General features: G+C 53.0%; 10 protein-coding genes. 6 read left to right on the forward strand and 4 right to left on the reverse strand.

Translation table 11 applies throughout. The annotated features are described in order from the left end of the window. Nucleotides 1-27: 27 nt before the first annotated feature. Nucleotides 28-2,424, reverse strand: a complete 2,397-nt coding sequence (locus tag HF324_RS17540; RefSeq protein WP_168860363.1) for an ABC transporter permease — start codon at nucleotides 2,422-2,424, stop codon at nucleotides 28-30. A 357-nt stretch (nucleotides 2,425-2,781) separates the two neighbouring features. On the opposite strand from HF324_RS17540, the gene HF324_RS17545 reads away from it, so the two are divergent. Next, nucleotides 2,782-3,579: a GNAT family N-acetyltransferase gene (locus HF324_RS17545; RefSeq protein WP_168803710.1), complete on the forward strand. Its 798-nt coding sequence runs from the start codon at nucleotides 2,782-2,784 to the stop codon at nucleotides 3,577-3,579. 141 nt (nucleotides 3,580-3,720) lie between these two features. Beyond that, a complete protein-coding gene (locus tag HF324_RS17550; protein ID WP_168860364.1) occupies nucleotides 3,721-4,866 on the forward strand; it encodes an FAD-dependent monooxygenase in 1,146 nt (381 codons plus the stop codon). 73 nt (nucleotides 4,867-4,939) lie between these two features. Here HF324_RS17550 and HF324_RS17555 read toward each other — a convergent pair whose 3' ends face one another. After that, nucleotides 4,940-5,899 carry a TolB-like translocation protein gene (locus tag HF324_RS17555; RefSeq protein ID WP_168860365.1) on the reverse strand — a complete coding sequence of 320 codons (960 nt, stop codon included), beginning with the start codon at nucleotides 5,897-5,899 and terminating at the stop codon, nucleotides 4,940-4,942. Nucleotides 5,900-6,048: 149 nt separating this feature from the next. Here HF324_RS17555 and HF324_RS17560 point away from each other — a divergent pair, with 149 nt between their 5' ends. Beyond that, the gene (locus tag HF324_RS17560) at nucleotides 6,049-8,004 is read left to right on the forward strand and encodes a sensor histidine kinase (RefSeq protein ID WP_168860366.1); all 1,956 of its coding nucleotides are present in this window, start codon (nucleotides 6,049-6,051) and stop codon (nucleotides 8,002-8,004) included. After that, entirely contained in the window at nucleotides 7,968-8,606 is a 639-nt protein-coding gene (locus HF324_RS17565; RefSeq protein WP_192023256.1) for a response regulator, read from the forward strand. The genes HF324_RS17560 and HF324_RS17565 overlap by 37 nt, the downstream gene beginning before the upstream one ends. Nucleotides 8,607-8,633: 27 nt before the next feature. Here HF324_RS17565 and HF324_RS17570 read toward each other — a convergent pair whose 3' ends face one another. Continuing rightward, entirely contained in the window at nucleotides 8,634-9,191 is a 558-nt protein-coding gene (locus HF324_RS17570) for an SMI1/KNR4 family protein (protein WP_168860367.1), read from the reverse strand. A 10-nt stretch (nucleotides 9,192-9,201) separates the two neighbouring features. Further along, nucleotides 9,202-10,440, reverse strand: a complete 1,239-nt coding sequence (locus tag HF324_RS17575) for a thioredoxin family protein (RefSeq protein WP_168860368.1) — start codon at nucleotides 10,438-10,440, stop codon at nucleotides 9,202-9,204. Nucleotides 10,441-10,516: 76 nt separating this feature from the next. Here HF324_RS17575 and HF324_RS17580 point away from each other — a divergent pair, with 76 nt between their 5' ends. Next, a complete protein-coding gene (locus HF324_RS17580; RefSeq protein WP_168860369.1) occupies nucleotides 10,517-11,377 on the forward strand; it encodes an AraC family transcriptional regulator in 861 nt (286 codons plus the stop codon). Between the two features lie 75 nt (nucleotides 11,378-11,452). After that, nucleotides 11,453-12,607, forward strand: a complete 1,155-nt coding sequence (locus HF324_RS17585) for an FAD-dependent oxidoreductase (RefSeq protein WP_168860370.1) — start codon at nucleotides 11,453-11,455, stop codon at nucleotides 12,605-12,607. The last annotated feature ends 163 nt before the right edge of the window (nucleotides 12,608-12,770 follow it).

The following is a 12,770-nucleotide window of genomic DNA, read 5'->3' on the forward strand; positions in this document are numbered from 1 at the left end:
TGTTGTTTTAGAAGGAAAGAGCGGTAGTTATTCTGATTTCAATGACTTGACGGGGTTCATCAAAGCTGCTTTTACAGACTGGTAGCTTACCGTCAGCAATGCGATAATCAGCGCCAGCAGGCCGGCTAATGCCAGCATCCACCACTGTATTTGTATCCGGTAGACAAAGTCTTCCAGCCACCGGTCCATGATGTACCAGGCTGCGGGTACCGCAATGACAAAACCGAAGAGCACCAGCTTGATATAGTCTTTGCTGAGCAGTCCCACGATATTAACCACGGTGGCCCCCAATACTTTCCGCACGCCGATTTCTTTGCGCCGCTGTTCGGTGGTATATGCGGCCAGGCCAAACAGACCGAGGGACGCAATCAGGATAGCCAATATGGTGAAGCCGCCAAACATTTTACCGAGACGGGTATCCTTTTTATACAGCTGATCGAATTTATCATCGAGGAACTGGTATTCGAACGGATAACGGGTGTATCGTTTCACCGCCTGTTCAAAGAGCGCGATGGTGCCCTGGAGATCTTCCGGCCGTACCTTTGCAGAGATGTAGCCGGTGGGTGACTGGTCCAGCGTAAGCACCAGCGGTCCCGGTACATGGTGAACAGAATTGAAGTGAAAATCCCGCACCACGCCGATGACGGTCCTTCTTCCGTGGCCGTCCGAGTAGTCAAATGATTTTCCGACCGCTTCTTCCGGCGTCCAGCCAACGGCTTTGGCAGCCGTTTCATTGATCACCGCAAGGGGCGCGCCCAGGGTATCGGCGCCAAAGTCGCGGGAGAAACCGCGGCCGGCCACAGTACTCAGACCATATACCTCCTGGAAGTCATAATCTATGCCCGTTGTACGGGTAGACAATCTTTCGCCGTTGCTGCCGGGCCAGTTCATCATGCTCTGGTTGGTATGAAACTCGGTGGGAAGATACAGGGAGTAGCTCATGGACAAAATACCGGGGTGACTGAGCAGTTCTTTGCGGAGCGTGTTGTAATGGCTGCTGACCGCTTCGTCGTTTACCCTTATGGCGAGCACATGTTCGCGGTTATATCCCAGGTTCTGATGCTGCACCAGCTGCATTTGCCGGTAGATGATAAAACTGCCGGCCACGAGGATGATGGACACGGCATATTGTCCTACGATCAGTATCCGTTGCAACGAGAAGCTGCCGGCACGGACGCCCTGTTTGCCTTTAAGCACCTGTGCCGGGCGCAGGGACGTCATCAGGAAAGCAGGGTAACTACCGGACAGGAGGCTTACCATCAATACGAGCAACAGCAATCCTGGCAGCAGGAACGGGTTACCGAAATAGTCGATGCGGAGGGTGCGGTCCATCAGCTGGCTGAAAAACGGCAGCAGCAGATGTACCAGCCCCAATGCCAGTACCAGCGCCAGCACCGTCGTGATCAGCGATTCTCCCAGGAACTGGGCAATCAGCTGGCCGCGCATGGCGCCAGCCACCTTGCGCATCCCTATTTCCTGCGCCCTGCGGGCAGAGCGGGCCACGGCCAGGTTGGTATAGTTTACGCAGGCCAGCAGCAGGATGACAAAACCGATGGCAAGAAACAGGTATACGTATTTATCGCTGCCGCTTTTTTCAAATTCAAGTGTATCGAGGTGCTGGGAGCGCAGGTGGATGTCTTTGAGCGGCTGCAGCAGGAACCGGAGGCGGTCTTCCGGACGCCAGCGGGACAAGTTTCCGTCGATATAGGCGCGTAATCGCTGCTCCAGCTGCGGCGCCGAGGCCGGATTTTCCAGCAGGGCGTAGGTATAGACGCCGTTGTTCATCCATGGCTCTTTCACCGAGCAGTCCACATAGTGTGGGTCGGCGGTGACGGGGAGGATATATTGAAACTGCAGGTGGGATGCTGCGGGGATATCCGCCATGACACCCGTAACTGTATGCGGCTGATGTTGTTGGTACAGGATGGTTTTTCCCATAGCGTCCTGTTCGCCAAATATTTTTCGTGCCATAGATGCTGTCAACACAATGCTGTTAGGCATCTTCAGCGCCGTTTGCGGATCTCCTTCGAGAAACGGGAAGTTGAACAGGTGCAGGAAAGCAGTGTCAGCGAAAATACCCTGTTCCTTAAAGTGGTTGTCACCCACGCTCAGCAACGGGTTAAAGGTTGGCTCCACGGTAGTGGCGTCCTTCACTTCCGGGAACTCCCGCCGCAGCGCACCGGCCAGCGCCGGAGAAGTGGTAGACCAGTAGGATTGTCCTTTGGAGACAGGGCGTTGCTGTATAACGCGGACAATCCTTTCTGCATGGGCATGGAAACGGTCGAATGACCATTCATGCTGCACAAACAGCAGGATGAGGATAAAACAGGCCAGTCCTGTGGCCAGGCCAAAGATATTGATAAAGGAATATCCCGGGTTGCGTAACAGATTGCGCCAGGCGATCTTGAAATAATTCCTTAACATGACAGTATTGTTTTGCGTTACAATGCAACAAGAATGCTGCCGCTTCCCGAAAATACGCTATTGTAGCCAATTCCAGGCAATTCCCGGGTCATGTGTCCGTCCACATATGAACGACAGTTGTCCGAAACCGGACAGCAAAAGCGGTCCGCCCGGTTGTTCTACAAGCAAGGGCATCAGGCCACCGGTATCAACCCGCTGCCGGACGAGGCCGGCGTGGCAAAAATCTGTATAAGCATTTCGGTTTGGCGCAGGTGCAGTCCACCTTGTCCGCCTGACCGGACTACACGCCTTCTTTACATCGGACTACAGCCGCGGACCTGTTTATCTGTATACTTGCAGGGAAACAGTATTGAAACCATGAAACCATCAGACCCAACCGCCTATCCCGAACTGGCGGCATCGCTGAAATCTGCCCCCATCAACACCCTGTTTGCCCAGGCGGTCGTAGAAGGGAAAGTTAACGGGAAAGTATATACGGACAATCCCGCTGATCCCGGCGCCTTTTACATTATACACCCATATGGTATGTCACTGCTATGGGGAGAAAGCAACGACAAAGCATTTCACGACGAGATCAGGGATTATGCCTTCAACGTCCGGGGACACCGGAAGGGGGACGAATGGCTGCAGGCATTTCCCGGCAGCTGGGACTCTTTGCTGGAGGGGCTTTTCCGGGAGGAACCCAAACGCGTGGAAACAGACCGCCGGCTCAATTTCAAATTCAACGCCGACAAATATTCTGCACAACGCAAAGCTGTTCCGGCAGATGCGCCCATACAGATTACCACCGTTACCCGAGAAGCATTTAACAGCATGACCGGTACCGTTATCCCCGCTTCTTTCTGGAACAACGCCGACGAATTTGTCAGCCGTAGTATAGGCTACAGCGTATATTATGACCAGGCGCTCGCCGCTATCGCTTTTGCCGCTTTTATTGATCCCGAAGTATTGGAAATAGGCATCGAGACCTGCGCGCCCTACCGCGGAAAGGGCCTGGCTTACCACGCCTGTGCCGTGCTGATTGATTATTGCCTTGAGAAAGGACTGGAACCGATATGGGCCTGCCGCGGCAGTAACACTGGTTCACGTAAACTGGCGCAGCAACTGGGGTTTGAAGTATCGAAAGAACTACCCTTTTATAGGCTGCGGATATAGCCTGCTGCATCAGAAAACGATCCTCGCCCACCAAAAGTGATTACCTTTCCTGCCGGGGTAAAAAAGGCCCTTTCTTATAAAATTCAGTCCAGTTGTGCTTTTTAAATTAAAATTAGTACATTTGGCCTAAATTTATATTTTATGAAAGCAATCATCATCGGTGGCGGCATAGGCGGCCTCACGACTGCTATTGCCTTACAGCAAAGGGGTTGGCATTATGAGGTATATGAAGCCACGCCGGAATACAAAGCAGTCGGCGCCGGCCTGTTACTGGGCGCCAACGCCATGAAGGTATATCAGCGGCTGGGCATAGCAGGAGAACTTGCGGGCCGCGGCGGATACCTGGAAAGGGTATATATCAAAGATTACAAGGGAAAAGTATTACAACAGATCGACAACAACCTGCTGGAACGGCAGTACGGCTCCCGTAGTTTGCCGATTCACCGGGCTGCTCTGCAGGCAGCGCTGCTGGAACAGCTACAACAGCCGGTCAGCACCAGCAAAAAATGTATCGCCGTAACCGAAACCCCGGACAGTGTTATCGCCCGCTTTGACGACGGCAGCGAAGCCGTGGGAGATATCCTGATTGCGGCCGACGGCATCAGGTCCGCCGTACGGGAGTACTACATCGGCAGCCAGGGTTATCGTTATTCCGGGCAGACCTGCTGGCGCGCTACCGTTAACATGGAACTGCCCAACGCTGAACGGCTGAACAGCGCCGAAGTATGGGGCAAAGGCAATGGCGTAAGAGCTTCGTTTATGCATGTAGGTGGTAACGAAGTGTATTTCTGGTTCACCAAAAAGCTGCCCGAAGGTACCGCCTTCACCGGTGAAGAAGCATTAGCGCTGATACAGCAGGACCTGGCTGACTTCAGCGGTCATATGCAGGAAGTTGTGGCACACCTCACTCCTTCCCTACTGATACGCTCGGATCTTTACGACCTGGCGCCCATCCGCCAATGGCATAAAGGGCGGGTAGTATTACTGGGCGACGCAGCGCATGCCACTACGCCCAACCTGGGACAGGGCGCCAGCCAGGCCATCGAAGACGCCTATGTGCTGGCAGACTGCCTTTCTTCCCATCCTGATCATGAGACTGCCTTCCGGCACTATGCCGCCAAACGGCTGGCACGCACCCACAAGATCGTCCGCATATCCTGGCAGCTGGCACAAGTCACCAACTGGAAAGGTTCCTGCACAGTGGGTATCCGCAACTTTCTCCTGCGCAGTGTTCCTCCCGGCGTCGCCAAAAAGCAGCTGGATTTCATTTATAACATTGACCTGTAAATGATTATTCCCGGTACAGCGTCGTGGGAATGGTATCAGTATTGCATGGCAGGATGATGGCGTGATGAGACGCCTATCGCCATGTCATCAGGTCATTACAGTTTTCCTGCAGCATATCGCTGCCCTTCACCTTCAGCTGTACAACCCGCTTGTCTGCACCGTCTGTAACATTATATTGCTGGCCGTCCGCCGGAATGATCGTCAGCTCCCAGTTTTGTATGGCATTGCCTTCCCCGTCATAGTTAGTACCCACCAGCAGGTATTTTCCATCCGGGGAGAACACCGGGTAGCCTTCTTCTTCATTACTGGTGGTGACCTGTACCCTGTTGCTCCCATCGGCATTCATCATCCAGATGTGTTTTCCTCCTGCAAACGCCAGACGCTGGCCGTCATGGCTGGCGGCCAGGTGGTTCCAGTCGTTGAAATTCATCTGCGTCACCACGTCGCCCCAGGTGTACTGGTTATTGAGCCGGTATACGGTACTCCCCGCCACACAGACGATACTGTTGTCCGGCATCCAGGCGATACTGCCATTGACTCTTTTTCCGCCGATGGTAACCACCTCCTTTAACAGCCGTCCCTGTAAATCCATTACCAGCAAGCCTCTGTCAGACACCGGCGGTACTGCTATCCTTGATTTGTCGGGGGATAGTTGCGGTTGCGTAAAATTGCTGACTTCTGAATTTCTCTTCCGGAATTCCGAAAGGGTTTCCCCGCTCTGCGGGTTGATGATACGGTATACTTCTCCGTCATAATCATTGGGGTCTTCCAGCGACTGGACCATGATACTGCCGTCGCGGCTGATGTCCCAGGCGTGACGGTCACCATTGTACCCCAACGCCTTGGAACGTACGCCACTGCCCAGGTCCAGCCGGTAGGTCACCGCCAGCCCCATTCCTTCCGCCCAGTCATAATAGATGTTCCCCGAAGCCTGCCAGCCACCATCTCCCGGACCGGCATTGTCTTTTTTGCTGCAACCCGTGCCCAATAGTACGGCTGTCAGGCACAACAGGGAAGAGAAAATTCTTGTCATCGTGATAGTTTTTTGAGTGGTTAACAACTGTTAGTCCTGATACAAATTTCATACACCCTTCTATAGAAGACAATCAGGTAAAATATTGATTTTCCCGTATCCATAATTTCCCTGGTATGGAAGTCCGGTATTCTTGCTATTTTAGTTGTATGCAACCATTACCCGGTTTTCCATTGTACCGCTGTAGGCGGCTGTTGCTATGCATGCTGGTGTCGCTCCCTTTTGTGAGCCCCGCACAACAGCCTTCCGGACAACCTTATCCGGACAGCCTTCTGCAACTACTCCACTACCAGTCAAACAAAGCGGAAAAAGCGGAAATACTCTTCCAGCTATCACAATACTGGGCCGATCTGGACAGTGGCCGGGGCGTGACATATGCGAGGGAGGCGTTGAAATATATCCCGCATGATCCTTACCACGAAGGCCGCGGGCATTACTTCCTGGCCGGCGCTTTTTTTGAGTATGATATTCCGCGGGCGCAACAGGAGTACCAGCAGGCCATACACCGGCTTGAACAGCGCAAGAGCAGAGAAGCTGTCCTGTTGCTTTCAAAAGCATGGCACAACTACGGCGCCCTGGAACAACGTCAGGGCCGCGAAAAAAATTTCGCAGCAATACTGCTGAACAAGGTCGTACCGCTGGCCACACAGGCGGGCGATACGCTGCGCCTGGGCAATTACTACCTGAGCCTCAGCACCGTCTTTGATAATATTTTCGACTACAAGCGTGCCGCAACATACGCACTGCAGGCAGCCGCTGTTTTCAACCGGCAGCAGCCGGGCAGCGAATACCTGATAGCGTGTTACACTGCCGCCGCCACCAGCTGCCTGTCGCTCAACGATGCGGCTGCCTGTAAAATATATCTCGACAGCGCCGCCGGTTATGTAAACCGGTATCCGGACTCTCGCCTTGGCCCTGCTTATTACCGCACTACGGGCAGGTATTACAATCATCAAAGGGCGTGGCCGCAGGCGTTGTCCCATCTTCGACAAGGCATACTACTCGCAGAGAACGTAAACCGGCCCTACGATGCGACCACCATCAAAATGGAGTTGTACCAGACCTATAAGGCACAGGGGGCGTTGGATACCGCCCGGCAAATATTACTGGATATCTACCGCCGGCCTTATGTAAGAGAAATGCCGGAGAATATGCGGCTGATACTGCGGGAACTGGCCAGCACTGATTCTGCCCTGCACCGTCCGCAGGCAGCATATGACTGGTTACTGCAATACTCCAGCTTGACGGACACCCTGACGGAACGCCAAACGCGACAACAAATCAGTGAACTGGAAGCGAAATACAATTATGCGGAGAAAGAAAAAGCGTTGTTGCTGGTGAAAGCCCATGCAGTCCGTCAGAAAATGTTGTTGTGGGGCATTATCTTCCTGTTGGTTCCCTTCTGTGTGGTATTGATATTTCTCTACCGGTCCCTAAGGAGCAAAGCCCTGCAGGCGCAACAGATAGCTATCGCGAAAGCGCTGTTATACGGAGAAGAGCGGGAACGAAGCCGGCTGGCGCGCGACCTGCATGACGGATTAGGCGGCACGCTGGCCAGTATCAGTATCCGCTTGTCGGAAGTTTCCGGCATTCCCGCCGGTCCGCTTGCACCCATCAGCCGCCAGTTGGACCTGGCAGTGAGTGAACTGCGGCGTATCGCGCATAACATGGCGCCGGAGGCTCTTTTCCGGCTTGGGCTGCAAGCGGCATTACAGGACCTGAGCGAAACGCATTCCAACAGTCGTACGACGGTCACACTGCAGACGATGGATATCCGGGATGACCTGCCTCAACAGGTACAACTTATGATTTACCGTATTGTGCAGGAACTACTGACCAATATCACCAAACATGCAGCAGCCGGAGAAGTACTGATACAATGCAGTCAGCTGGATGACATGTTCTACATTACCGCAGAAGACAACGGCAAAGGCTTTTCAATGGCCGGGATACCGGCCGGCAAAGGTATCGGTATACAGAACATCCGGAACAGGGTAGCGTTCTTAAACGGTAAAATGGAGATACAATCCTCCCCGGGTAAAGGCACCATCATCAATATTGAACTATCATGCAAACCAACAACACCATCTCCGTCATCGTTATAGAAGACCATAGCATTTTCATCGAAGGCCTGCGCACCGTCCTGGAGCATGCCCCGCAGCTCGACGTCGTGGCGGCATTTACCGATGGAGAAACAGCGCTGCATTATTTGAAGGAACATCCGGTAGATATCGCCCTGCTCGACATCAGCCTGCCGGGCGTACAAGGCCCGGAGGTCTGTCGCACTATAAAACGGGTATGCCCTCATACCGCTGTCATCGTACTCACCAACCATGCGGAGAAAAGCATGGTACTGGACATGCTGAAGAACGGAGCCGACGCCTACCTGTTAAAAAATGCTCCGAAAGAAGAGCTGTTACAGGTGATCACCCAGGTGCTCCGCCATGAGTATCAGTTACCGGGACCTTTACAACAACTTCTTTTTAAACCGGCGGCCAACCATAACGCCCCCTTCCCCAAACTTACACAACGGGAAAAAGAAGTCCTGCTGCTGGTCAGTGAAGGAGCCACCACGAAAGAGATCGCAGGCAAATTGTTTATCAGCCGCCAAACGGTGGAGTCGCATCGTCAGCACCTGATGCAGAAACTGGGGGTCAGTAATGCCGCCGCCTTAATCAAAAAGGCCGGGGAGTATGGATTGTTGTAGAAGTTCAACTTATTATACATCCTCTTGCTACCCTGCGTAAAACCGCTGGGGGTAACCTTCCGGATATCGTTCCAACGTAAAAAACTCATCAAAAGTCGCAGGATCGGTACCGGCATAATATTGATTGATCAACTGTAAAAAGGCCTCCAGTCCGGGCGCGATCACATTCCTGTCACCGTCGGTATGCCAGAACTCCAGCAGTTGCCCTTTGTCTCCGGTGAAAAGCCCTTCCGCATCATAACAGATATAATCGCCACCGCCATTGTGAAAAAGCGGTATCCAGGCGGCATGCCACCAATTCTCTGCTTCAAAGTCATACCCGATCATGCCTGTCAGTTCTTTGGCGATCTCCAGTGCTTCCTGCAAGGGCACAAATGCTGAATTATTGACAAATGCTTCGTAACAGTCATCCCGCTGACCGTTCTTCCATTGGTACAAGGCTTTCACGTCAGCAGGCAACGTGATGCCGTAGCTCTTTTCCAGTGCGGCGATAGCTTCTTCTGTCAGCGGTGCATTGAGGCTGGCATAAAATTCCGGTCTTAACTGTGACAGGTGTTGGTCCAGTGTGGTTAACGTGTGATGCATGGCAAACCTTTTATTGTCTTTTATTGTCTTTTTTCTTTTCCAGTTCCTGTATCAAATCTGCCAGTCCTTTGATTTCAGGCATCAGCTCATTACACCGCCTGGCCCATTGCAGGGCGTCTGCCAATGCTTGTTTTTCCGATGCCGGCAGCTGCGCAAAGGCATGGGCAGCTGTATACAACTGGTCGCTGATTTCTCTTGAATAAATTTGGGCGACGATTTTCCGCTCCTCCGCAAACCCCGGCATTTTGGTGCTGTCTTGCTCCCCGCTCAAAAAAGGCTGCATGATTTTATCATAACGCCGTTTGTCTTCCCGGCGGATAGAATCTATGGAAACGCTGAAGGCTTTCTCAGTCATCGTGTAACCTGCCTTTTTCAGCAGGCTGTAGTCCCTCACCAGTGTACTGTAGAGGAGATCGAGACGGTTCAGGAACTTATATTGGCCGGCATTGAGGCCGTATAACTGCTTCCCGAATGCCAGCAGCGCATTATACTCCACCAGCCGCCGGTCTGTGAACGCGGTGCCGGCACCCTTTCTGACCAGTTTTTCGAAAAGACGGCCTGTCACCTGTGCTTTGGAAGCGTCGCTGAGAAGATGATAGTGGTCCATCAGGTACATCAAAGTGGCTGATCGTGTCCCGTTGACCTGGCGGGCCAAAAACAACAATGTACTGTCGTTGTTCAATACCTGTGCTGGGATAGCGGCAAAATAGGCGTCCAGCACTTCGCTGTTGTCCAGATCGGCCGCTGCAAGGCGGGAAAGATAGTTCCTGAGAAACCCCGGCTCCCGGTTCCCTTCGTTGAACATCTTTTCAAGATTGCCCGGGTTATTCCTGTCAGCGCCCGCTTGTACCGCCACATCCGCCAGTTGGGTAAAAGGCATCTTTTCTCTTTCGCCGACTGCCTTATGCACCAGGTAACCGTCACTGTTCAGGAACAGAAACGTCGGATAGGCGCCTACGTTATACTTACGGGCCAGCGTCACGCCCTCTCCTTTTTCAGCGTCCAGTTTATAGGCAATAAACTGGTCTGCGTATTTCCGGGCCACGCCGGGATCGGTAAACACTTCCCGGTCCATGTATTTGCAGGGGCCGCACCATTCGGTATACACATCTACAAAGATCATCCTGTGCTGCAGGCGGGCCTCCTCCAGTAGTTCTTTCCAGGAGCCTTTAAAGAAAGCAATACCGGTTTGGGCAGAGGCAGCGGAACAAACAAGTATCAGGGAGCAAAAGGAGATCAGTTTTTTCATGGTAAATGAGTAACAGGTGGCGGAATGATGGTAAATATAGAAAAAACCGGATCTTGCACCAATAACTGCTATTGTCATGAGGCGCGGGAAAACAGTTATTCCGATTCATACGCTGGAAACAGCCCACGGTCACGGCGTCGTGCTGCGGCGGTTGCACGCGGCCGGCACCGGTGATATCCTTCAGCCGGAGGCACACCGGGACGACCATTATCTTTTTCTGCTGGTAACAAGCGGCAGCTGCCGGTTTATGATCGACTTTAAACAGCACGACCTCCGGCAAAATGAAGTTATCTACGTATACCCGGGACAGGTACATGTCTGCACCCGTGCCGATCAGGTACAGGCGGTAGCGTTATCCCTGGCCCCTTCATTGATACCGGCTATTTACAGCGGAGCCCTTGAAACCGTTAACGGCATGCAGCAGCCGGCTTCCCTCGACACCGCTGCTACCGGCATATTGCTTCAGGGACTGCAATTACTGGAACAGCTGCTGGAACAGCCGGCAGACATGTTTTTCCGCCAGCAGATGCTGGCCGGCGCCATCGATGTGTGCACCGGTATCTTTACCGGCGCGTATAAAGACGGTCAACAAGCAGACACCAACAGCAACCGGCCTGAAATGATCATGCGCCAGTTCAGGGCGTTGCTGGTCAATCATTACCTTACGTTACGGACCCCTTCCGCATACGCAGCGGCCTTGCATATATCGGCCGCTTATCTGAGCGAAACGGTAAGCGCCCAGTCGGGGTTTACGGTCCACCATTGGATACATGAGCAACTGATGCTCGAAGCCCGGCGGCGGTTGTACCATACCGACGAAACGATCAAAGAAATAGCACATGGGCTGGGATATGAAGACCATGCTTACTTCTCCAGGCTATTCCGGAAAAAAACAGGGCTAACGCCACAACAATTTCGTGCCCATTCCCGAAAATAGTACCAGGCATCCCGGTGTTTGTCCATTTTTCAGTATGCGTTTGTGCCGGAGCTTTGCCGGTAAAACATACAACACATGAAAGTAATTATTGCAGGCGCCGGCCTGGGCGGCCTTTGCCTGGCACAGGGATTAAGCAAAGCCGGAATCGGTTTTGAAGTATATGAAAGAGATGCTGCTTTCGACAGCAGGACACAGGGCTACCGCATCAGGATAGACCATAGCGGCCAACAGGCGCTGGCTGCCTGCCTTCCGTCCGATTTATATAATGCCTTTGAGAACACTGCCGCCCTGCCGGCGCCCGTGTATACGCTCGATACCCGGATGCAGACGATGGAAGACAAATGGGTGGACCAATGGATAAGAGACGAGCGGGAAATACCTGCCGACCTGAAGGCTGACCGGCACACGTTACGGCGGGTGCTGATGCAGGGCATTGAAGACCATGTACATTTTGGCAAGGAGCTTACCGCATACAGTGAACAGCCCGACCAGACGATACAGTGCCTGTTCGCCGATGGAGAGACTGCCACGGCAGATGTGCTGGTAATAGCCAATGGCGCTGCTTCCACGCTGGTGGCCGGCTGTTTTCCCGGCACTTCCCTGCATGATACCGGCGACATCTGCATCTATGGTAAAGCTCCATGGAACGGGGAACTTCAGCAGTTGCTCCGGGAGGGCACCAATGTTATTTTCGGAGAAAACATTGCCGGTATTATCGACGTGATGCAGTTTAACCGGACCACGCGATCTTCCGTTATGCCTCCGGAAGATTATCTCTATTGGGCACTGATTGGTCAGCGCAGCAGTTTCGGGTTGCAGCCCGGCCAGTCGCTAAGGCTCTCTGTTCCGCAGTTACAGGAGGCCGTTGCGCAGGCTACCAGCACATTTCCTGATGCGCTGAGCCCTTTGTTTACCGGAGCGGCAGTCACCGCCGGCGCTATTGTGCCTGTGCGGCACTCGGTGCAGGGAGGTCGCTCTCAGCAGGTACGTGTAACCGTTAGCGGTGATGCCATACACACCATGAGTCCTGCTGCCGGGCTGGGCGCCAATACCGCTTTACGGGATGCCGCCGCGCTGGCAGCACACCTGAAAAAGTCGGCAGATGGTCATCTCCCCCTGATGGAAACATTATTAAATTATGAACAGGAGATGCTGTCATACAGCGCTGCGGCCATCAGCGCGTCCAAAAAGGGCAGTGCCTTACTTTACAACAGCGGAGATAATCCTTAAATTTAGTATATTAGAAGTAAAACCGGCAAACCGTGTCGCAGCGCGGTGCGCATCCATATCGACAGATGATTCCTCGCCGACAGCATGTCCAACGAATAGGTTTTAACTATCAGATTATAGAACTAATTGATTTTTCCTATATCCCTAATGCCTTTACTTTTAC

The sequence above is a fragment of the Chitinophaga oryzae genome (genome assembly GCF_012516375.2).
GTDB lineage: Bacteria > Bacteroidota > Bacteroidia > Chitinophagales > Chitinophagaceae > Chitinophaga > Chitinophaga oryzae.